The sequence below is a fragment of the Nitrospiraceae bacterium genome (assembly GCA_020632595.1).
GTDB lineage: Bacteria > Nitrospirota > Nitrospiria > Nitrospirales > UBA8639 > Nitrospira_E.
On the sequence record JACKFF010000009.1, the window covers coordinates 168,381 to 190,423 of the forward strand.

At 50.8% G+C, this 22,043-nt stretch carries 16 protein-coding genes, 1 pseudogene and 1 riboswitch; of the genes and pseudogenes, 12 read left to right on the top strand and 5 right to left on the bottom strand.

Annotated elements, in window-relative coordinates:
* Window positions 1-812 precede the first annotated feature (812 nt).
* Window positions 813-1,260: pseudogene (tnpA, locus tag H6750_15710) on the bottom strand (IS200/IS605 family transposase).
* A gap of 242 nt (window positions 1,261-1,502) precedes the next feature.
* On the opposite strand from tnpA, the gene H6750_15715 reads away from it, so the two are divergent.
* The 4 genes from H6750_15715 to H6750_15730 all read left to right on the top strand — a co-directional run bounded on the left by H6750_15715 (window position 1,503) and on the right by H6750_15730 (window position 5,807).
* Complete coding sequence (locus H6750_15715; protein MCB9775754.1) at window positions 1,503-2,522, top strand: PA0069 family radical SAM protein; 1,020 nt, start codon at window positions 1,503-1,505, stop codon at window positions 2,520-2,522.
* A gap of 317 nt (window positions 2,523-2,839) precedes the next feature.
* Entirely contained in the window at window positions 2,840-4,075 is a 1,236-nt protein-coding gene (locus H6750_15720; protein MCB9775755.1) for a tetratricopeptide repeat protein, read from the top strand.
* Between the two features lie 472 nt (window positions 4,076-4,547).
* Window positions 4,548-5,405, top strand: coding sequence for a hypothetical protein (locus H6750_15725; protein ID MCB9775756.1), 858 nt, complete (start codon window positions 4,548-4,550; stop codon window positions 5,403-5,405).
* 12 nt (window positions 5,406-5,417) lie between these two features.
* A complete protein-coding gene (locus H6750_15730) occupies window positions 5,418-5,807 on the top strand; it encodes a hypothetical protein (GenBank protein MCB9775757.1) in 390 nt (129 codons plus the stop codon).
* A 34-nt stretch (window positions 5,808-5,841) separates the two neighbouring features.
* Here H6750_15730 and H6750_15735 read toward each other — a convergent pair whose 3' ends face one another.
* Genes H6750_15735 through H6750_15745 form a run of 3 tightly spaced genes read right to left on the bottom strand, consistent with a single transcriptional unit; the run spans window position 5,842 to window position 9,117 of the window.
* A complete protein-coding gene (locus H6750_15735) occupies window positions 5,842-6,441 on the bottom strand; it encodes a hypothetical protein (protein ID MCB9775758.1) in 600 nt (199 codons plus the stop codon).
* 12 nt (window positions 6,442-6,453) lie between these two features.
* Entirely contained in the window at window positions 6,454-7,974 is a 1,521-nt protein-coding gene (locus tag H6750_15740; GenBank protein ID MCB9775759.1) for an aldehyde dehydrogenase family protein, read from the bottom strand.
* Window positions 7,975-8,010: 36 nt separating this feature from the next.
* On the bottom strand, window positions 8,011-9,117 hold the full coding sequence (locus tag H6750_15745) for a saccharopine dehydrogenase NADP-binding domain-containing protein (protein MCB9775760.1): 1,107 nt from the start codon (window positions 9,115-9,117) through the stop codon (window positions 8,011-8,013).
* A 522-nt stretch (window positions 9,118-9,639) separates the two neighbouring features.
* Here H6750_15745 and H6750_15750 point away from each other — a divergent pair.
* The 6 genes from H6750_15750 (at window position 9,640) to H6750_15775 (ending at window position 19,131) form a co-directional block, all read left to right on the top strand.
* Window positions 9,640-10,071 carry a DUF4412 domain-containing protein gene (locus tag H6750_15750; protein MCB9775761.1) on the top strand — a complete coding sequence of 144 codons (432 nt, stop codon included), beginning with the start codon at window positions 9,640-9,642 and terminating at the stop codon, window positions 10,069-10,071.
* Window positions 10,072-10,252: 181 nt separating this feature from the next.
* The gene (locus H6750_15755; protein MCB9775762.1) at window positions 10,253-10,561 is read left to right on the top strand and encodes a hypothetical protein; all 309 of its coding nucleotides are present in this window, start codon (window positions 10,253-10,255) and stop codon (window positions 10,559-10,561) included.
* Between the two features lie 39 nt (window positions 10,562-10,600).
* On the top strand, window positions 10,601-11,284 hold the full coding sequence (locus H6750_15760; GenBank protein ID MCB9775763.1) for a DUF2490 domain-containing protein: 684 nt from the start codon (window positions 10,601-10,603) through the stop codon (window positions 11,282-11,284).
* Between the two features lie 1,269 nt (window positions 11,285-12,553).
* Entirely contained in the window at window positions 12,554-13,795 is a 1,242-nt protein-coding gene (locus H6750_15765) for an FG-GAP repeat protein (GenBank protein ID MCB9775764.1), read from the top strand.
* A gap of 1,070 nt (window positions 13,796-14,865) precedes the next feature.
* Window positions 14,866-14,947, top strand: a riboswitch (cyclic di-GMP riboswitch).
* Between the two features lie 65 nt (window positions 14,948-15,012).
* The gene (locus H6750_15770) at window positions 15,013-17,907 is read left to right on the top strand and encodes an FG-GAP repeat protein (protein ID MCB9775765.1); all 2,895 of its coding nucleotides are present in this window, start codon (window positions 15,013-15,015) and stop codon (window positions 17,905-17,907) included.
* A gap of 858 nt (window positions 17,908-18,765) precedes the next feature.
* Window positions 18,766-19,131 carry a cupin gene (locus H6750_15775; GenBank protein MCB9775766.1) on the top strand — a complete coding sequence of 122 codons (366 nt, stop codon included), beginning with the start codon at window positions 18,766-18,768 and terminating at the stop codon, window positions 19,129-19,131.
* Window positions 19,132-19,374: 243 nt separating this feature from the next.
* Here the strand turns inward: H6750_15775 and H6750_15780 are convergent, their stop codons facing one another.
* Window positions 19,375-19,887 (bottom strand): hypothetical protein, encoded by a 513-nt coding sequence (locus H6750_15780; GenBank protein MCB9775767.1) that lies wholly within the window; start codon window positions 19,885-19,887, stop codon window positions 19,375-19,377.
* Window positions 19,888-20,112: 225 nt separating this feature from the next.
* Here H6750_15780 and H6750_15785 point away from each other — a divergent pair, with 225 nt between their 5' ends.
* Entirely contained in the window at window positions 20,113-21,108 is a 996-nt protein-coding gene (locus H6750_15785; protein ID MCB9775768.1) for a DNA-3-methyladenine glycosylase I, read from the top strand.
* 38 nt (window positions 21,109-21,146) lie between these two features.
* Window positions 21,147-21,563, top strand: a complete 417-nt coding sequence (locus H6750_15790; protein MCB9775769.1) for a hypothetical protein — start codon at window positions 21,147-21,149, stop codon at window positions 21,561-21,563.
* Window positions 21,564-22,043 lie beyond the last annotated feature (480 nt).

Here is a 22,043-nt window from a genome sequence, read left to right on the forward strand (position 1 = left end):
AGATAAGGCCCTCATGATCAGTTTTCATAAACAGAACGTTTGATCCCTATGAAAATTCATCGGTTTTAAACAGGACGCAGTTGAATACCTTTGGGGGGCGAGGGGCCCAATCGAGATTCCGAACATCATACCCCCTAAAAAGATGGGTGTACTGAAAATTCACTTCAATATTTTCCTAAAAATATCTTTGAGTATGTTTTTTCATGAGAAATATGGTCTATCGCATACTTCCATTCACTCCCGACTAGGATCTCAGAAGCCCCATACAAGCCAAGAAGTAAGCACCAGGTTGCTTGTCCCTAAATTATATTCCTCTAGGGATCTGCTTTTATCACCGGACCAACTGTTCCACCATATCAGCCTGCATCTGACTAGAATCCTGTTCATTGCCTGTAAGCTTCAAAAGTTTCCCACTTCTTTTTGAAAAGTAATCGACAGGTGTTCGTTGGGTATTGAAATTAGGATCCGTAGGAGTGGGAGTCTAGCGAGGGGGCAGCCAAAAAAAGCAGTTAAAGTGTTCATAAAGGTAGGAATAGAGGATTGGGAGCTAATCTGGTGTCCAAGGGTTTGAGAACGCGGCGGCCGAGTTTGTGGCTGTCTCTTCAAGACCGTCTCTAAATTGAAACCCTCTGATCACATTTCCCAGTTGACGAAATCCGCGGAGTCGCCGCCAGGTCTTCTCGGCACACTGGCCCAGCTTGAACATCATGTGCAACAGGCCTCCCGAGTCAGACACCCTTTGGTTCGCACTGTCCGATGCGGAATAGTCCCAAACGTCGAATAAGTAATCCCCTCTGCAAGCGGACGGAATATTAGAAGAGGGCTAACTGGTGATTGGCGTACAACTTTTGGTATGCCTCCCCTTGTTGGTTGACATATTTCCCTATAATTCATATTTTCATTGCCATGTTGACCCACAGTGCTGGCGTAATACCCATCTGTCCACAACTCACCGCCCCATAATTGCTCTTTGACCTGAGGGGCGCGCCGGAAGATCTCTCTGGCCGTCAAACTCTTGATGATGGTCACCACCTTCGTCACACTATACCCGGGAACGGATTGGACCAGAAAATGGACATGGTTCCGATCTGTCCCAATCTCCAGAAAGTTCACCTGATACCGCTGCTCGATCTCTAGACAAACCTCCTTCAACACGTTGTCGACGGCTGAATCAAAGATCGCACGGCGATATTTGGCAGGAACAACCAAGTGGTACAACAAAACCGTAACATTATGGCTCTTGTGAATGTACTCGCTCACCCGAGTCGTTTACGCCGCAAGCGGCGGGGAATATATCCGCAGGTGATTAAAAATCCATAGCTCTATCCGACTGATCGACCAAGCTAGGGAGCCAGGAGTCGACTATGCGGAAGCAGTTGCTTTCATCTACAATCCTAGCAGACCCTATCTATGTCGGGATGTCCACCTGTTTCAAGGCAGAAGTAAAAAAAATTTGTTTATAGATTGGGAACAAGAGAACCCAGCGTATTCTTTAACAGGACATGAAACCGATCTCCAATCCCCAAAATCCTTTTTCTCCGGAAGTCCGCGAGCGCCTGGAGCCACCTGCACCCGTGACTCCGGACATCTACGAAGAAACGGTGAAGACCATTCTCAGCCACAATACTAGCCCCGACCTCCCATTTCGATGGAGCGTGAATCCCTATCGAGGATGCTTTCATGCCTGCGCCTATTGTTATGCCCGGCCCACCCACGAATACTGGGGATTTGGGTCTGGGACGGACTTTGAATCCAAGCTGGTCGTCAAGATCAATGCTCCTGCTAAACTTCAGGAATCATTGCTCAAACCTTCCTGGCAAGGGGAATTGATTGTTTTTTCCGGCAACACCGATCCCTATCAACCCTTGGAAGCCACCTACAAACTGACCCGATCCTGCCTACAAGTCTGTGCAGAATTTCATAATCCGGTTGGACTCATCTCTAAATCCGCCCTCATCGTACGAGACATTGATGTATTACAAGAACTGCATAACAAAGCATGGGTGCGCGTCTTTTTAAGTATTCCGTTTGCCTCAGATGACATTGCCCGGAAAGTTGAACCGCAAGCCCCCTCAATTACAAAACGGTTTGAGACTTTAGAGCAGTTGTCCAAAGCCGGCATTTCAACCGCGGTCTCGATTGCCCCCGTCATTCCAGGATTAAATGAACACGACATTCCACAAATTTTATCGCGCGCCCGCGATGCCGGAGCCCAACATGCTGCCTATATTCTGCTGCGTCTCAACGATAACGTGGAACAAGTATTTATTGAACGGATGACGCATCATTTTCCCGATCGAATTCAGAAAATCCTCGCCCACCTCAGAGAAGTTCGAGGAGGCCAAGTTGGGGATCAAACGTTTTTCAAACGCCATGTTGGCGAGGGGAAAACATGGAATGTCATCGAGCAACTATTCGACACCTCCTCAAAGAAACATGGATTTCAGGACATTCCCGATATACCTATTCCCCCTACCTTTCGACGGCCAGGCCCCACGCAACTCTCTCTGTGGGAGAGTTGAAAAAGGCCGCCAGCGGCGTTCTCGCCCCTTGGCCTGGCTCACAGACTCCTCCGTACGCTCCGCCAAACCAAGGAGCTGCGGCCTTGCTGGACGAACCTTTTTGAAAACTCCCGATTTTTTTCAAATAGCTTTAGATCACCCGCATGTGGGTCTCAGAGGAATACTATTTCAATTTTCACACAGACTCTCCGTCAAAGGCTCCTCCCTCAAAACTCCAACCGGAAACACGCAGTTTGGCAAGACCCCGAGTCCTTCAGTACAATCCACTTCTGACAATTCTTCTTGCTCATTCAGAACCAAAGGATACACCCTATCTCATGATTCTTTCTCTTCGGCCCTCACATATCTTGTGGTACCTGCCCCTTACCCTGCTCATCATTATCATCCTCATCGGGTGTAGCGAAGACAAAACACCCTGGCAACTCCACACCGAACAAGGCACGACCATGATGGAACAGGGAAAGTTCCCGGAAGCTGAACAGGAACTGGAGGCTGCGCTTGAACTGGCCGAACAGTTCGAAGGCCAGGACCCTCGCCTCACCCAGTCCATCACGAATCTGGCGATTCTGCACAATGCGAAAGGAGAACCCGAACAGGCTGAAACCCTCCTTCTGAAGGCTGTGGCCATTCATGAAGAAGGGCCAAATCCTCAGACAGCCGAGTTAGCGGCAAGCCTCAGCAATCTTGGCGCGCTGTATGTCACCCAACAGAAGTTCGACCAGGCTCAAGCCTCATTCGAACGAGCCTTGGCAGTTCGGGAACAAGCACTGGGTCCTGATAATCCCGAGGTTATCCGTGACCTGGAAAATCTTGCAGCACTGTTTGTCCGGCAAGCCCACTATGCCCAGGCGGAACCCTATTTGAAGCGCGTTCTCGACAGCCGGGAAAGAACCACAGGACCGGAAGCACCTGAACTCATTGAACCACTCAATAATCTCGCGCTTCTCCATCGAGCCCAGGAACAGTATGACCAGTCAGAGGCTTTATTACTCCGAGCGTTAGCCATCAAGGAGAAACAAATTGGCCCCACCAATCCCCATCTCCTTGGCAGCTTGAATAATCTCGCGCTTCTCTATAGTACGGCTAAGCAATTTTCGCAAGCGACGCCTGTGTTGGAACGAATGCTGACGATTAGCGAAGAGGGATTTGGCAAGGACCATCCCCGGGTGGCCATCATCCTCAATCAATTGGGAGAAATTCACAGACTTCAGGACCAACCTGAGCAAGCCATCCCCTTAATCCAACGCGCCATTGCCATTATTGAACAAGCAGAAGGGCCGGAACATTCAAGTCTGAGCGGCCCTCTCAATAATTTAGCGTTACTGTATGTCACCACAGGACAATATGATAAAGCCGATCCTTTGTTTCAACGGACCATCACCCTCACGGAACAGACCATGGGGAAAGATCATTTCCGGGTGGAACGAGCGCTTAGAAATTACGCCACGCTCTTGCGAAAAATAGGTCGTACCGAGGACGCCGTCACGCAGGAAACGCGGGCCAATGCCATTCACGAAAAAAATAATCCCACGCTGACTTCTTCTCCGGGGTAGGACGCTATCCAGGATACATCCGTCGCACAGACCTTCACTCAGCGGCCTTTGATCCTGTCTCAGACCGCCTTCACAATATTGCGCCCACGAATGCTTCGCCCTCGCAGGGCATCTCAGGATATCTAAAGATAGGATAGAGGGGCCCCATGCTTGAGGCACGAGACGCTTTCCTCTAAAATTATACCCTGCAAACAGGGGAATTAAGGGGAATGCTGAACATCACCACAGGCCCTTGCTACTGTTCACATGACAGGCAGGGTCCCGTCTTTTCAAAGCATCAGAGTCAATACGTGGTGAGATTGTCGTCTCAGCTTCCAAAACGTCATCATTTCTTCCAATAATTTTCATTCTAATGAGAAACTTGAGTTTCTCTTGACACTTTTTTGACAATCCCCTAAGGTTGCACCTCAACGCTGACATCCCCGACACCATTGGGGAGCTTCTTCTCAAGATCAAATTGACTACAAGTCGAATGATAACACGTCGCTCTGCCCTCTCCTTCTTAGGCTCTCTCAAGATCGTTCTCAGTGCCATGCTCTTGCTCGCCTTCACGCAAGGCTGTTCGACGAACCTCAAACCGATTCAAGATTTCGCAAATCTTTCGGTAGAGTCGGCTCAGTACACGACGCTGGTGGATGACTACCTGGATTTTCCACAGCGGCAAAAACGCTATCAACCCCCAAGTCGCCATGCCCATCTTGATGCCATGGCGCAGGACCGTGCCACACAAAAAACGTCATTACTCCTGCGCCAATCAATTATCGAGACATACATGCAATCCCTGGGGCGTCTCGCGGCTGATGAAGTTGTCGATAACACTCAAGAACTGGCGCAACTCTCGGCTGCCTTGGAGTCTCAAACCCCCACCACTCCAAAAGAGGCAGAAGCGTTTAAAAAAATAGCCGGGGTCGTAACCACCGTGGCGGTGAAACGATGGAGACAAGGTCAACTGCAGACTCTCATCGAACAAGCCAACTCGCCCATTCAACAAGTTCTCGAGTCCTTACACCACATCGTGTCAGACGGATTTGGCGGGGATCTCCAAACTGAAGAAGCTGCTATCCAAAATTATTACATGACTCTGACCATGGAATCCCAAGATCCTGCAGGCAAAGCTGCATTAGCCGAATGGAAAGACCTCAGAATGTCCCAGTTACACGAACGATCTGAAGCGGTCAACACATACGGTAAAGTCCTGGACCAAATTGCTGAAGGGCACCAACAACTTTTTGATCAACGTCAGAATTTGACAAAGAAAGAGGTATTACAACAGGTCGAGCAATCCGTTAAAAACCTTCGGTCATTGGTGGAAACCATTAAAAAACTGTAAGCGAGGACTGTGATGCCCTTGAGCGCTGAAGACGCCTTTGAGTTATCCAAACAATTCCGTGATCTCGGCATTAACCTCGGAAATTACCGGTTTGCCAATTGGAACAATCTGACTCCGACACAACGGCGGGACTTGGAAGACGAGGAATGGTCGCTTTTGAACGCCTCTTCGGACATGACCACGAAAGCCGTGGGATTGGCTTTGGAAGAATCAGAAATCAATGCCCAAAGTATTAAAAGTTCGGTAGGCAAAGCGAAGCGGGCGATCAAAAAATTAGAAAAAGTCGGTGAAGTGATCAAAGTTGCTACCGCCACGGTCGGCCTTGCTGCAGCTATCGTGGCTAAAGACCCAGGCGCCATTGCCAAAAACGCCAAACTTGTCCTGGACGCTGCCGACGTGTAGGTCGCCCGGTCTTTCCCTTCTCCTTATGCCGCCCTCACCGGGTCACAGTCGATTGCATGAGACTATTGGCTTGCGGCGGAGAAAATCCTTGAAACCCCCGATGACGTTCAGTCAATTCTAAGACTGAAAACGCGTGACCGTTTACCTGCTCGGGCACGGTAAAAATCTGACGGAGATCTCCTCCTCGGTCCCCTACAATCTGTCCCGCAAACTTCACCCCTTTGGCGGTCAACCGTTCCATACTGGCTTCAATCTCCGCCACGCGAACGGCAATATGATGCAGGGTGCGATCCCCGAATTGCTTGACCCACCCGGGAATAATACTCGTCTTTCCCCGTTCATCCGCATACGCCTGATCAACAAATAAGGCGGGACATCCCGGTGCCCGATAGACCTTGGCCCACCAATCGTCATACTCCAACGTTTCAGAATAGGCATACCCCAATAACAGAAATTCCTCGGCCCGAGGATCAATCGAGGAGGTGCGCACGGTGATATGATCCACAACCGGAAACAGCCCGATGCCAATCTCCTCCAACGCATCTTTGACAATCGCCGCCGCATGGTTTTTGGCGGCATATTCGTGAATGTATCGCGTAATCACCTGTTCGAGTTCGGAACGCTGATTCATCATTCTCCTCCCTGCTTAGTTCACTGAAAATGTGATTCCTTGCGCCAGCGGCAGCTCCGTCCCCCAATTAATCGTATTGGTTTGCCGACGCATATACGCTTTCCAGGCATCAGAACCGGCCTCTCGCCCCCCGCCTGTTTCTTTCTCTCCGCCAAAGGCGCCTCCAATTTCCGCCCCCGAGGTACCGATATTCACATTCGCAATCCCACAATCGCTCCCTTGCCCCGACAAAAACTGCTCGGCATGCCGCACATGTAAGGTAAACAATGAGGACGACAACCCTTGTGGCGCTTGATTTTGGAGGGCAATCGCGTCGTCCAGGGTGGCATACGGCATGACATACAAAATCGGCCCAAATGTCTCCCGCTGCACCACCTTCCACTGATTCTCAGCACGTACAATCGTCGGCTCGACAAAAAACCCGGGACCCTCGATCACACCCCCGCCACAGAGAATCTGTCCACCATCCTGTACCACTTCCTCAAGAGCAATTCGGAATTCCTCCAAAGCCCGCTCATCGATCAGCGGCCCCATCAATACCCCTTCATCCAAGGGATTACCCACCCGGACCTGTTGATAGGCCCGAAGGAGACGTTCCACCACCTCCTCATACCGTGTCTCCTGCACAAACAACCGGCGGGTGGTCGTGCATCGCTGCCCGGCAGTGCCAACAGCTCCAAAAACAATGGCAGGTATGGCCAGATCCAAGTCCGCCGTTTCATCGACAATCACGGCATTGTTCCCGCTAAGCTCCAACAGGCTACGCCCGAGTCGTTGTCCCACGACTTTCGCAACCTTTTTCCCCACGGGCACAGAACCGGTAAATGAAATTAGTGGCAAACGTTCGTCAGCCACCATCGCCTGCGCCAATTCAACCTGGTCCGTAATGAACACGGAAAAAATCCCCGGAACACCTTGTTCCTCCATCACCTGGTTACAGATATGCTGAACCGCCAAAGCACAGAGTGCGGCCTTGGGCGAAGGTTTCCACACCACCGTATCGCCGGCGATGGCGGCCAGGAAGGCATTCCACGCCCATACGGCAACCGGAAAATTAAAGGCTGTGATCACCCCCACCACTCCGAGAGGATGCCACTGTTCGTACATCCGGTGTTGTGGCCGTTCGGAGTGCATGGACAGACCATACAACATGCGGGATTGCCCCACCGCAAAATCCGCCATATCGATCATTTCCTGCACTTCGCCGTCGCCCTCGGCCTTGATTTTGCCTACCTCCATCGACACCAGGGAACCCAGCGCATTTTTTTTTGCGCGCAACGCGTCCCCGATCAACCGCACCACCTCCCCGCGCTTCGGAGCGGGCACTTGCCGCCACTCCCGATAAGCCCGTTGCGATTCCTGAATGAGTACGTCGTAATCCGCCCCGGAGCACCGGTTCACTTGAGCCAGAACTTTTCCCGTCGCGGGGTTCACCGAGTCCAGTAGCCCTTCCGTAGTCGTTGCCACCCATCGCCTTAGCCCGGAACAGGCGCCAGGATTCACCGCTTGTAATCCCAATTCACGGAAAACATCCATCACATGCTCCATTTCGTCTAATCCACCAGAATCTCATCACGAGCACGAATCATCCGGTTGAAAAAACCGCCCGAACCGATTAGCCAGGATTGAAGGCAGATCAAATGTCTCTTGCGTCACAAACCCCTGATATTTTCCAGGACGCTCAAAGACCAGGTCCACCACACTGCACATCCCGGCCGCCGTCGTCACCTGTATCGCAGCCCACAATTTTTTGGCGATAGTCTGTGGATAAATTTTCTGGACAAAATTTTCTTCATACAACTCGCCTTTCCGAAGACCCGTCACCGACGTATAGATCAGGACCACATCCTGCAAAGTCTTCGGCACGGCCTTTTCCAAAATACGCTTCAAGGTCTCTCGATCATCATTGAGTTTCAGGTCATTCATCAACAGATGAATTTTTTCACAATGGCCGGGATAGCGCAGCGTCTTATAATTCATCGTCCGGACCTTGCCGGCATAGGTATCCGCCAGGGTCCCCAGCCCACCAGAGGTATTAAAGGCCTCATATAACAGGCCGTCAATCGAAATGGTTTCGTATCCTTCCAAAGGCAACAACGGCACTTCCCGGCTATTCTCAATCCCATAGCACGTATTGCCGTATTCATTTATCAAGCCGTCCGTGGACCACGTCAGCGAATATTTCAACACATTGCTGGGATTCACCGGCAACGCCCCGACCCGCATTTTGACAATATCCACCGTATCAAACCGGGTCATGAGTTCATGCGCGACAATGCTGATAAACCCCGGCGCCAACCCACATTGCGGCACAAAGGCGGAGGACGCTCCCTCACTCACCTCACGAATCTTCCTCGTGACTTCCACATCCTCGGTTAAATCAAAATAGTGGGCCCCGCACGCACGAGCTTGTTCTCCGACCGCCTGGTTGCAAAAATACGGGAGACAGGAAATAATGCCTTCCGGCCCGACAGAATCGATAAATCGACCCAGGGCTTTGGCATCCTGGACATCGACACAGGACACATGGAAATGGTCATGGCCGATATCCTGCTTCAGTCTTGCCACCACTTCCGGATCGACGTCTCCCAGCACCACGTCAAAGTCCCCGCACTCCACCAATAACGTCGCAATCAGCGACCCGATTTTGCCACCTCCGAGAATACAAATTTTTGGCATAGGGTACCTTTTTTTTAAAAATCCCACTCTTGCTTTATTTTACCCTTTTTGACACACATGAGAGTAGACTCGAACCCGAAAAAAAGAAAAGATCTATCTCTTCATGTAAAGCCTAAGGCGGACATCACGGACCGGCGCCTTCCCGTCCCCATTCCCCGGGAAAAACACCGGGTAAGGCGATGCCGGTTCCCACCAGTCAGTCTACGATTCACAGGACAAACATCCAGTTGACAGGATTTTTAGGAAAGAGTAGCGTCTCCCTCCCGTAGGCGCCTTTTTAATAAATGAACCCCCCACATACCTCCACATTTCAGCCATCCACCATTTCAAATAGGGTCATTTCCACATATTCGATGAGAGTGCATCTGTGCTCATCCTCTAACAACAAGGAGAATCTCGTGATGCGTGTAATCTCCGTCTGGCTTGTAGCAAGTATTAGACGGGCGACTCCCCTTTCTGGCATGGGAAGGCCCGCAGGTTGAGTATTCCGCCAATACGCGCATGGAAACGGCGGATGGAGTCATGGAAGGCATGGTCTTCCATACCCCGGGTAAGGAAAGGCGGGAACTCACAACCAGCGACGAGCCCATGACCATGATCATCCGCCAGGACAAAAAAGTTATGTGGACCCTCATGCCTGAAGCCAACGCTTACATGGAGATGTCAATTGAGGAATCTCAGGACAAAACGGACTTCTCCGCGTATCAGATCGACCAGACCACCGTGGGCGAGGAAGACATCAATGGGGTCAGGACCACGAAAAGCAAAGTCATCATGACTAATAAGGATGGAAGCAAACTCGGAGGATTCTGGTGGACCACCAAGGAGGGCATCCCCCTCAAAATGGACATGATCTCGGTGAAAGGCAAGACCAAAGAGAATTTGCCTGTCCCTATTTTTTTTCATGGAAGCACTCCTCACACGCCTGACGAAGACAAAATCTTTCGCCATTGAATGGAAGCCGTTTGAACTGGGCCTTGCTCCTCAACCCACCTTACGGCGAGAAAGAGAATACCTTAAACGAGTCTGGCGGGTGTCCGTCTCTATCTTCTGGCCCAGGGTTTAGATATGTCCATTACTCTGCCCCGGATTTCCCCCCAACTTTATACCGGGCTCGTTTTCAAGGGGTATCAATATGCACTGGACGTGGGACGCGGACAGATCTACACTCATCGAATCTTTACCGCCTTCTTCAAGGAGCATCGGCAAACTCCCGGTACTGATTGAAATCGGGCAAGAACTGGGATTCGATGCTTTTGCCTGTAAAAGCGTGTTGGAAAACGGGTACGACTACTATTGGAATCGACATCAGCAGGCCTTGCGGCATGCGCGGGAAGAAATACCCATCAACGCTGTCCCGACTCTCATCATGCACACCCACCGCCTTCAGGGGCTGCCATCGCTTGAACAACTCCGATTGTTCCTGGATCATCGTGAAGTCTAGTCGATAAAAAACCCGAAACCTTTGAGTCTGACAAGAACAATGAAACTGGTATGCTGTTTCCTTGCCGCATGGATCATCTGGGAATCCGCCTTCTGTTTTGCCGGCTCCGATCTGAACCAGGACTTTCGACTGTGGGCGCCGGTGTACCTCAACTTTCCTATTTCCGGACCAGTCAAAGGGTACATGGAAGCCAATCCCCGATTCTCGGACGATGCCTCCCAAATCGACCAACTCCTTCTCCGTCCGGCAGTGGGGTATCAACTTACATCCACCATCTCACTCTGGCAGGGGTACGCCTGGGTGGCCAACTATGAACCGCGCTACTTACAGGAGCATCGGATTTTCCAACAACTCATCTATAGCAACAAATTTTCAACCTTTAAATTGCTCAGCCGCACCCGTCTTGAGGAACGATGGATTCAACACGCCATCGGGACAGCGGTTCGCGCTCGAACTATGCTTCGCGGAGACTTCCCGCTACCCGCCTATCCCGCTCTGGCCCTTGCCACCTATGACGAAATTTTCGTCAATCTCAATACCATCCGTCAGGGACCGGAAGCCGGATTTGATCAAAACCGGTTTTTTCTGGGTCTCAACGATACGATCTCTCCCAACCTCAATATTGATGTCGGCTATCAATTACAGCTCATCAACACGCCCCTCTCGGGTCTGGCCAATCAGGCCAACCATATTCTCCTCATTCAATTCTTCATCAAGCTATAAAATTTCCCATCGCTGCATTAGGAAGGTTGTTACGCTATGATCGTGTCCCAATCTTATACTCAATAACATCTAAAGTAGATTTCCCATCACCAAGCAAGACATTGAACAGAAATTTTAATCTAGGGATGTGATTATCCAGCATAGCGTCTGCACAAAGACCTTCAACTGATTCCTCTGACAATTGCCTGAACGAATTTTTAAAAAATTTCTCACCCCCTTCATCTCTTGGATTCAAGTCGTATGTGCAACAGTTAATGATGTAGTGGTCTCAAAGAATACTTCATGTGGCGTTTAATAACCCAGGAGTCTTTCTCGGTCGATGATTGGCCTGTCGCTTACTTCTTGTCATTCAGCCTCAGTCACGTGAGACCATTCACAATCTTTGGGGAAAAACCAACGGATGAGCCCATTGGTATGCTCGTTCACGCCTCATTCCAAGGACCCATACGTACGGGCAAAATAGATTTGCGCCTCCAGATCCTTCGCGATGCTTACCTGTTCACTGAATTCAAGACACTCGTCATACGTGAGAGTGTGCACTCGGGCTTTATACGGTTGCAGGCCACGGACAAGGGCTTGCCGAAGGGCCACCGCTGTTTTATACCGCCCGCCCGTGAATCCTAAGAGATATACTGATAGATCTATTCAGAACTAATCGTCCAGTCTTGTTTATGCTGCAACCGTCCACGGATTTGCTCGATACTCCAACCCTGACGAATCAAAGAGGCGATCGGCTGCCACGGGACGCCGGAACAACGAGGGGGCGTTGAGTCAATTGTCGTGCATGAGCCCAACAATGGCTTGTTACGGTCAATTGCCGCGCCCGCCCATAGTTCCGTCAGAGTTCTCGACTGATTGTGGCTTTATGCCCCTCTACTATGCTCGCAATTTGCAATTATGGGGCAACTACATGTTTTACCCTATATTCTATTAATACCTTCCTATAAAATCTGTCACCATTCAATTTTCTTTTCTGGAACCATTGCTTGACTAAAACCAAGAATCCCGGTCTATTGAATTTTTCCTGACTTCTCTGAATTAGTTGACAGCTCGTGCATTTAGATCTGGGGATAAAAATTTAGAGAAATTCTTGACCAACGCTTATTAATTCATAAGAACATCTTTTCAAAATAGTCCGGGTTATTATAAAGTAGAGGCTCAAAGCCAGAAGTCAGGTGAGCAAACCTCATTTCATTCAGCCACCCAAGGAGGGGGTAAGCCTTATGGAAAGAATTTGGACTGCAGTCCGAACGCCAGCAGGAATAGAGTATGACTCAAAAAATACCCTCCTTGAGTTTTGCAATCGGTCATACGTCTGGACTTGTCTTTTTTCTCCTTGTATTTTTGACTAACCCCGCTTTTTCAGCCTCCTCCATTCAACTAACCTGGAACGCAAATTCAGAACCGGACCTGATGGGGTATTATGTGCATATGGGCACATCCCCAAGCTCTTACAACACCAGGGAAAATGCCGGCCTCGTCCCATCGTATACGTTTAAGAACCTTCCGGAGGGAATCACCTATTATTTTACAGTCACAGCATATGACCAATCAGGTAATGTTAGTGAACCCGCGAAGGAAGTATCGATAGCCCTTCCAATTCATAACATGAATCCCAGTCCTCCCATGAGTCAGGACTTGAATGGGGACGGCAAGGCCGATCTAGTCTGGCACAACACGAAAACAGGGCAAGTGGCAGTGTGGCTACTCAATGGCACGAGCGTCACAGCTTCAGGTTTTCTGGGCCAGCTGCCCACGGAATGGGCCTTAAGTGGAGTGGACGATCTGAATGGAGACGACAAAGCGGACCTCGTCTGGCGCAATGACATCAGCGGTGCTGTTGCCGCATGGCTAATGAACGGGTTGACCATCACCTCCACTGGTTTTCCCGGCAGCGCTTCGACAGCTTGGGCCATTCAGGGTATTGGGGATGTTAACGCGGATGGCAAAGCCGATCTGATATGGCGCAACACCACTGATGGCAACACCGCTATATGGATCATGAACGGCGCAGCAATTGCTGCCACGGGATTCCCTGCCGGCGTCCCCTTAGAGTGGCAGATCGCGGGAGTGGGCGATGTAGATGGAGATGGACAGGCCGATGTCCTTTGGCGTCATGACACCAGCGGTACGGTGGCCATCTGGCTGATGAACGGACTGACCATCAGCTCCACAGCCTTTCCCGGCAGTGCGCCGACGACTTGGACCATGCAAGCCGTGGGGGATGTCAACGGCGATGGTAAATCTGATCTCGTCTGGCACAACATCACAAACGGCAGCACCGCCATATGGATCATGAATGGGACGACAATTGCCGTCTCCGCATTCCCGGGGGCGGTGTCGGTGACATGGCAGATAGAGGGTGCGCACGATGTGAATGGGGATGGCAGGACCGACATTATCTGGCGCAACAACACCAATGGCGCGGTGGCCGTGTGGCTGATGAACGGGGTCACCATCACCTCCACCGGCTTTCCGGGTACCGCTTCCACAAACTGGAAAATTCAGTAAGTGGAATCATAGAATTACACGAGAACGCCTACCTGAATTGGGCTTATGGACTATTCCTGCGAATGGTCTCTTCAGAATAAGTACTTAAAAAAGAAGTGAAGGATTAAATCTTTGACTCCTACCCAGTTCTTCACCAGGAATAAACCCTTCTCTAAACAGGATAAATTTTCTCCCCAGATATCTCTTCCCCATAACTTTTGACTTCATCATCATATCCTTGCTGTGGCAAGGGGTACTTTCATGCCTCAGAAGAAATTTCTTTTCCTCACAGCACCTATGCCACGAATAATCAGGATTCCATCTCCCATCAAACAAATTATTCCTTCTTGCTTTTGGCAGAAATCCCCTACCGCGGATAGGCTTTCATCTGAAAATAGGTGAGATCTTCTCACCCCTTCCCAAGACCCCCGAAAATGGGAACCTTGATTCGAAAAATGTTTGTATGGATATTCGGATCAGCCCACAAATTTGTTGTCACCCAATCAATCGGCGTGGCTAACAGCCTGATGCGACTTCATGAAACCATTTGTCGTTTTCCATGCTTCATACTCCACTACAATCATTAGCACTCTCCTTCATAACATGGGAGGGAAAGCTTCACCCATAGGATTGCTCGGAGTCACATATTCCACAGCAGGCCGGCATTCCTAAAAATGCCAAAGAACCAGCCCCTTCAATTTTCTTATCTACACTTTACATCCCTTCATCTCCTACATCTTCTCAATGTCAGGGAAAGCATTGAAATGATCATAGGTTGAACTAATTGAGAGCTTCAATCGCTTGTCAATTCGCAGAGGGCCCAATGATATATATTTTTTGGGGGAACGAATGGATCAAAAATAAATAATTTGAGTTCAAGTATTTCATTATTTCCATGGCCGTTTTGTTCTTTTTTTTTAATTTCTCATGTTTGCTCTTATAAAGTTTCCGACCAACCGCCTCCTCATTCTAATCCTCTCTAAAGTTTTTCCTTACTTCTCCGAAATGTTCGGCAGACCGTTTAGAGGTGCGAAAAAATTAAAAATGAAGGGATACAGGCATTGATCACCCATTAGTTCAAACAATCCTCTTCCCGAAAAGGGCACACCTACTGTGAAGTAGGGCCGCAATGCCAGGAGTCAGGTAGTAACGCCTGATCGTCCGGCTACCGAAGGAAGACCTAATCCAAAGGGAGGAGAAAATGCGGACTTCGGTCCGAATACGACAAGGAGAAGAGTATGATCCGACCAACCACCACATTGGGTTTCGTAATCGCGCGTACGGTACACCTTACACTTCTCCTCTTCGGATTGTTCGTTAGCTCCGCGTATTCGGCCTCCTCTGTCCAACTAACCTGGAATGCAAATACCGAATCGGATTTGGCAGGATATAAAATTTACAAACGGACATTACCTTCTCAAGATTTTGGACAACCCATATTTTCAGGATTTCCCAATAATCCATCCTCCCCCTCAACAACGGTCTCCGGACTTAGTGGGGGGACTACCTATGGATTTATTGCGACAGCATTTGATACGGCAGGAAATGAAAGTACCCCTTCTACAGAAGCAACAATTACGATAACCACTAGCCCCCCACCCGCGGATACGACCGCTCCGACAGTCGCACTGTCGACCCCCAGCGCGGGTACCGTCTCCGGCACGGTCACGGTCAGTGCCAGCGCCAGCGATAATGTCGGCGTCGCGGGCGTGCAATTCCGGCTCCAGGGCGCCAACCTCGGCGTGGAAGACACGACCAATCCCTACAGCACCAGTTGGAATACTACCACCGTGCCGAATGGCTCCTACACCCTCACGGCGATCGCCCGTGATGCGGCGGGCAATACGAAAACCTCCGCGGCCGTCACCGTCACCGTGAGCAATACCAGCCCACCACCACCTTCCGGTTCGCCCATCTTCGTCAATTTCCAACCGTCCAGCGCCTCCGTCCCCAGTGGCTATCAAAAAGATGACGGCAGTGTCTATACCAGCAGCCGTGGCTACGGCTGGACCACCTTCGTCAACACCCGCGAGCGGAATGTCCAGGCTGATCAACGGCTCGACACATTCATTCATTTTGACTCCGGCACCAGTGTGACCTGGAATTACGATCTCCCGAATGGCGAATATAACGTTTCACTGGCCAGCGGCGACCCCAGTTGGGACCAGGGCCCGCATCATATTACGATAGAAGGCATCACCGTCATTAATAATCAGACGACCGCTACCAATCAATTCATTACCATTACCAACCAACCCATTAGCGTCGCGGATGGGCAATTGAGTCTGCAACTGACTCGAACATCTTCTACACATACCATACTGAATTATGTGATTATCACCCCGGCGTCATCCGATACCACACCTCCTGCCGTCACACTAACGGCCCCCAGCGCGGGCCCCGTCTCCGGCACGGTGACGGTCAGCGCCAGCGCCAGCGATAATGTCGGCGTCACCGGTGTCCAATTCCGGCTCCAGGGCGCCAACCTCGGCGCCGAAGATACGACCAATCCCTACAGCACCAGCTGGAATACCACCACCGTGCCGAATGGCTCCTACACCCTCACGGCCATCGCCCGTGATGCGGCGGGCAATACCAAAACCTCGGCCCCTATCACGGTCACCGTGAGCAATATCAGCACCCCGCCCGCAGATACGACCGCCCCGACGGTCACGCTAACGGCCCCCAGTGCGGGCCCCGTCTCCGGCACGGTGACGGTCAGCGCCAGCGCCAGCGATAATGTCGGCGTCACCGGTGTCCAATTCCGGCTCCAGGGCGCCAACCTCGGCGCCGAAGATACGACCAATCCCTACAGCACCAGCTGGAATACCACCACCGTGCCGAATGGCTCCTACACCCTCACGGCCATCGCCCGTGATGCGGCGGGCAATACCAAAACCTCGGCCCCTATCACGGTCACCGTGAGCAATATCAGCACCCCGCCCGCAGATACGACCGCCCCGACGGTCACGCTAACGGCCCCCAGTGCGGGCACCGTCTCCGGCACGGTGACGGTCAGCGCCAGCGCCAGCGATAATGTCGGCGTCACCGGTGTCCAATTCCGGCTCCAGGGCGCCAACCTCGGCGCCGAAGATACGACCAATCCCTACAGCACCAGCTGGAATACCACCACCGTGCCGAATGGCTCCTACACCCTCACGGCCATCGCCCGTGATGCGGCGGGCAATACCAAAACCTCGGCCCCTATCACGGTCACCGTGAGCAATACCAGCACACCACCCTCACCCCAAAATCACGATCTGAATGGGGACGGTAAGGCCGATCTGGTCTGGCGGAATACAAAAACCGGGCACGTGGCTGGGTGGCTGCTCAATGGCAAAAGCATTGCGGACTCGGGCTTTCTGGGCCAGTTGACTATGGAATGGTCCCTGAAGGGAATGGGGGATCTGAATGCCGATGGCCACACGGATATCATCTGGCGCAATGAAACGAGCGGCGCGATAGCGGTATGGTTGATGGATGGCCTGAACATCGCCTCCACCGGCTTTCCCGGCACCGCATCGACGGATTGGGATATTTACGGAGTCGGGGATCTAAACGGTGACGGCAAGGCAGACCTTATTTGGCGACACACGAATGGCAGCACCGCGGTATGGTTGATGAATGGGACGGCGCCTCCCTCCTCCACCGGCTCACTGGGCGGTGTGGCCTTAGCCTGGCAGATCGCGGGAGTGGGGGATCTGAATGCGGATGGCCACGCGGATATCATCTGGCGCAATGAAACGACCGGCGCGGTAGCGGTATGGCTGATGGACGGCCTGAACATCGCCTCCACCGGTTTTCCCGGCACAGCGTCAACAACATGGGATATTCACGGAGTCGGGGATCTAAACGGTGACCGAAAAGCAGACCTTATATGGCGGCACACGAATGGCAGCACCGCGGTATGGTTAATGAATGGAACGGCGCCTCCCTCCTCCACCGGCTCACTGGGCGGAGTAGCCGTACCGTGGCAGATTGTGCAAGTGGATGATGTGGATGCGGACGGACAGGCGGATATCATCTGGCGCAATGAAGCGAGCGGCCAGGTAGCAGTATGGCTGATGGACGGCTTGACCAGGACTTCCGTAGGCTTTTACGGTTCCGCTTCCTCAGACTGGGAAATTCGGTAGGCACGATTGTTAAAAACACAAGAATACAGAGCTGGGATGGTCTCATGGGCCATCCCGCTCTCTGTTAGTAACTAGTACCTGCCAGGAATAATCATTCGTCCCGCGCAACTATCCGGCATACGGATATCCACCACACCCCTTGGTCCTATGACAGCTTCCAAGGATAGGCAGGGAACACATTCGACCCCCATGTCGGCATTGGCCTTAGTGCCATTAATCCTGAAACTCCTCCCCGCCAATTTGGCAAACCCGCCAAGGACTGCTATGAATAGTTTGATGGGAGGTGGCTCCCTGAATCCCTCTGAAAGTTTTGGCACAATCAGATTACAATTTGTTTGTGAAATAAATAACGGGTAGATGAATTTTGACAGACAAGGCTAGGATCTTACTCATGGTGCCGTATCATTTCCCCAAAGCCACAGATCATCCTACAGAGGTCGTAGCACTTCAAACTTGAATACACCTCTTCCTTGCTGCCAGAAGGTATCTGAGGCTATTCTAAATTTGGAACTGGTCAAACTATTTGTTATCAATTAAAAATGCCTTTAAATCAGTTTTCTTGAGATTGCTATAAGCATTCTATCGTGGTTTACCGTTTCCCCTATGGTATAGAAAGATGGAACGGCTTTACGTTAATTTCCTCAACCCTGCGGCTGCTATCATTTTATTGTTCCGGCCCGACAGAGGAGTTTCGGTCGCCCTATGGAAACTACAATGGCAATTAGGATGATTAGTGAAGCAAGCGTGCAACAAACATGAGCACGATGACAGGCCAGTGGGCCTGGGATAAAATTTGATTAGGGGAAGCCCCCTGTCGATGCGCACTTCAATGCACAAAAAGGAGGTCAAGGAGACAGTATGGCTAAACTGATCGAGCAACCCACAAGAATTAAACCTGCGGGGAATAAACCCAAACTCATCGATGAATTTATCGGACGGGTCAATAGCGGCACAGACCAGATCAGCATTGCGCGGATGCAAAGTCCTTCCGGATGGGAAGAGCCAGGCCAGACCCCGGAGTTCGATGAATATACACTGGTCCTGTCCGGTCAATTACGGGTGGAAACGAAGGAAGGCGTGATTGAGGTGAATGCCGGTCAGGCGATCATCGCCTATCGCAATGAATGGGTGCGATACAGCACCCCGGGACCTGAGGGAGCTGAGTATATCGCGGTATGTACTCAGGCCTTTTCCCCGGAGACCGTGCATCGCGATCCCTCGTGAATCTTTTCCGACTCACACCTGATCGGTTTTTTACAGTCAACGAAGCAGAAAACGGATGGACTGAAAACGCGACATCCAACCCTGCAAGAGCAAAATGGAACGCGATACTCCCTGATATTGTATTGGGAGTGTCACCACTCGTAATGTACAGAAGGGACAGTTCGGTGAATAACGGTTGATCAAAAACCACCCCCTTCTGTAAAAACACATGTACCAGACACATAACGGAAATGCCGAGACTTCCTAATGTCTATGCCTATGGCCTCCGCCATATCGGAAATGAAAGGACAGGCCTGGCTGTCTCCAATATCCCGCACCAACCCCATAATATCGAGATACTGTCCAGGGGGGTCGAAGATAGATACCGAATGGCGCATAGGCATAGGGGGAAGCATAGGCGGGAACATAGGGAAGAGGGAATCGGGGATCTGGTTTATAGACGCGAGCGTCACGAGAGGCCAACGCTTCATGACGGTCCATCTTTTCTTTAAGGTTGTTAGCAGTCCTTTCCTGGGCACTAAGTTGTGCTTCCAATTTGGCAATATGATTTTGTTGGAGATCCGGCAACACCTGCAGACATCGAATTTGAGCCTCACCGGAATATCCGGAGCATTCCCAGGGAACATTGGGGGCTTGAGCAATGACGTGAGCACCACTCATCAACACCCACAACCCGACTCCCCACATGCAGACGAATGGTCCCCATCCTGTTGATCGAAAAGACCTTGTCAGTCGTTGTGAAATCAAGGAATACATGCTTCCCTGCTTTGTGAAAATACACCCATATTTTATCATGGCATTTCAAGATCCGACAAATGGCCAATCTCCTAGTCATCATCCATATAATGGCCAATTTTCGTTGACAGCTTGCGCAAAAATTCGTAGCCTTTCCCACACACCAAATGCTCACATTTGTTTCAACTTAGAGCAAACAGAGAAGATCCAGGCGCACTAGTCTTCCGAGAAAGCAAGAACTTTTCCATGGGACGCATCCCACACCTACAGGCCCAAGAACCTATCCGTTGTGGATGGGTGGGAACAAAGCCCCACTTCATTGCCTATCATGATGAGGAATGGGGAATCCCTGTCCATACAGACCACCGCCATTTTGAAATGCTGACATTGGAAGGAGCGCAGGCGGGGTTGTCCTGGTCGACCATCCTGTTACGCCGCGAAGGCTACCGCCGGGCGTTTGCAGGCTTCGATCCCTTGAAAGTGTCCAAATTCGACAACGGAAAAAAAGCGGCACTCCTTCAAGATACCGGGATCATCCGCAATCGTCTGAAAATTGAATCCGCCATTACCAATGCCCAAGCCTTCCTTCAGGTGCAGAAGGAGTTCGGCTCCTTCGATCACTATATATGGGATTTTGTCGGTGGATCACCTAAGCTGAATTATTGGAACACCATGTCTCAAGTCCCTGCCACAACGCCTGAAAGCGATGCTCTTTCAAAAGATCTCAAGAAGCGAGGGTTTAAATTTGTGGGGAGTACCGTGATCTACGCACACATGCAAGCGGCCGGATTGGTCAATGACCATACCACCGATTGCTTTCGACATCCCGTAAACCTTTCCGCTCAGACCACTGGACAAAGAACGAGCAATTCCCGAACAGCATCCCTCTCAACCATCAGGATCAAACGAGTGTACGACGCCCCTGCCCCTAATGACGGATGTCGGATTCTCGTTGATCGGCTGTGGCCTCGTGGACTTTCAAAGGAGGCGGCTCACGTCAACCTGTGGCAAAAAGATCTTGCCCCGTCAACAAAACTGCGTACCTGGTTCGGGCACAACCCGGCCCGCTGGCCAGAATTTCAGACGCGGTATTTCACCGAGCTTGATCAAAATACCAAGGCCGTTGAGGATCTTCTGCAACAAGCCCGATATAACCCGGTGACGATTCTTTTTGGGGCCAGGAATGAGAAATACAATAATGCGGTCGCCCTGAAAGCCTATCTCTCCCGTCATTTTGGATGAGGGGCCTATATCCTTTCATGGCTGTTGGACCAAACCACCTGAAAGCCGTTATTCAGGAGGATCTCACAGGATGCGGAATCGCCTGTGTGGCTAGTTTAGCCAACGTCTCTTACCAACAAGTCAAATCCGTGGCAAGGACATTGGGCATTGACGTCGCGGATAGGCGTCTCTGGTCCCATACGGCCTTCGTTCGGATACTGTTAAACCATTATGGGATTCAAGCCCTGTCGGGAGAATCCCCATTTCGATCCTGGCAGGCTCTGCCGCCACTCGCCCTTCTCGCCACGAAATGGCACCGCAAAAACAATCAGACCTTTTGGCATTGGGTGATTTATTGGAAGAGGCCGGACAGACCAGTGGTGTTGGATTCTAAATTCACCCTTCGGAACCACGTCCGTACCGATTTCGGAAGGATCAAACCTCGATGGTTTATCACGGTTCATGATCAAATGTAAGGAATGCCCATAAGAAATCTTTTAGGAAGTTTACCTTCTTGTATTAAAAGCATTTTCCTTGCGGAAAATAAAAAAAATCGTTACTATTCCTAATTATTTTAAATTATCCTCAATTCCCATTCATCCTGCCTTATGTTTATCACGTCGAGAGATGCCAAAAGTTCGATCCCCTTGCCCATGGCAATGAGCATCATGATCGAGGGTTTGCCAATGGAACGGCAAATTCAGCATTCTTCTCAGAAATCGACTTGATAACACAATCATTTTTTTCAGGTGCGCATTCGTCGTTTCCTTAAGTCATCATAAACCAAAGGTCGAATGATGTTGATGTTTATCCTTTGACCAAAACGAGTCCTGCGTGAGGACTCCACATTATGGCCATGTAGTGCGCCGAGCATGAACCGTTTCGTCCAATTTCTGCGCCATCGACTACCTCCAGTAATGGTGTTGAGGAGGTTCCGGCTGCCATCAGATCCAGCT

Bases quoted from the DNA above. Each gene is read 5' to 3' on its own strand.
- H6750_15715 (MCB9775754.1), top strand. From the start codon at position 1,503: ATGAAACCGATCTCCAATCCCCAAAATCCTTTTTCTCCGGAAGTCCGC.
- H6750_15720 (MCB9775755.1), top strand. From the start codon at position 2,840: ATGATTCTTTCTCTTCGGCCCTCACATATCTTGTGGTACCTGCCCCTT.
- H6750_15725 (MCB9775756.1), top strand. From the start codon at position 4,548: ATGATAACACGTCGCTCTGCCCTCTCCTTCTTAGGCTCTCTCAAGATC.
- H6750_15730 (MCB9775757.1), top strand. From the start codon at position 5,418: ATGCCCTTGAGCGCTGAAGACGCCTTTGAGTTATCCAAACAATTCCGT.
- H6750_15735 (MCB9775758.1), bottom strand. From the start codon at position 6,441: ATGATGAATCAGCGTTCCGAACTCGAACAGGTGATTACGCGATACATT.
- H6750_15740 (MCB9775759.1), bottom strand. From the start codon at position 7,974: ATGGATGTTTTCCGTGAATTGGGATTACAAGCGGTGAATCCTGGCGCC.
- H6750_15745 (MCB9775760.1), bottom strand. From the start codon at position 9,117: ATGCCAAAAATTTGTATTCTCGGAGGTGGCAAAATCGGGTCGCTGATT.
- H6750_15750 (MCB9775761.1), top strand. From the start codon at position 9,640: ATGGAAGGCATGGTCTTCCATACCCCGGGTAAGGAAAGGCGGGAACTC.
- H6750_15755 (MCB9775762.1), top strand. From the start codon at position 10,253: ATGCACTGGACGTGGGACGCGGACAGATCTACACTCATCGAATCTTTA.
- H6750_15760 (MCB9775763.1), top strand. From the start codon at position 10,601: ATGAAACTGGTATGCTGTTTCCTTGCCGCATGGATCATCTGGGAATCC.
- H6750_15765 (MCB9775764.1), top strand. From the start codon at position 12,554: ATGACTCAAAAAATACCCTCCTTGAGTTTTGCAATCGGTCATACGTCT.
- H6750_15770 (MCB9775765.1), top strand. From the start codon at position 15,013: ATGATCCGACCAACCACCACATTGGGTTTCGTAATCGCGCGTACGGTA.
- H6750_15775 (MCB9775766.1), top strand. From the start codon at position 18,766: ATGGCTAAACTGATCGAGCAACCCACAAGAATTAAACCTGCGGGGAAT.
- H6750_15780 (MCB9775767.1), bottom strand. From the start codon at position 19,887: ATGTATTCCTTGATTTCACAACGACTGACAAGGTCTTTTCGATCAACA.
- H6750_15785 (MCB9775768.1), top strand. From the start codon at position 20,113: ATGGGACGCATCCCACACCTACAGGCCCAAGAACCTATCCGTTGTGGA.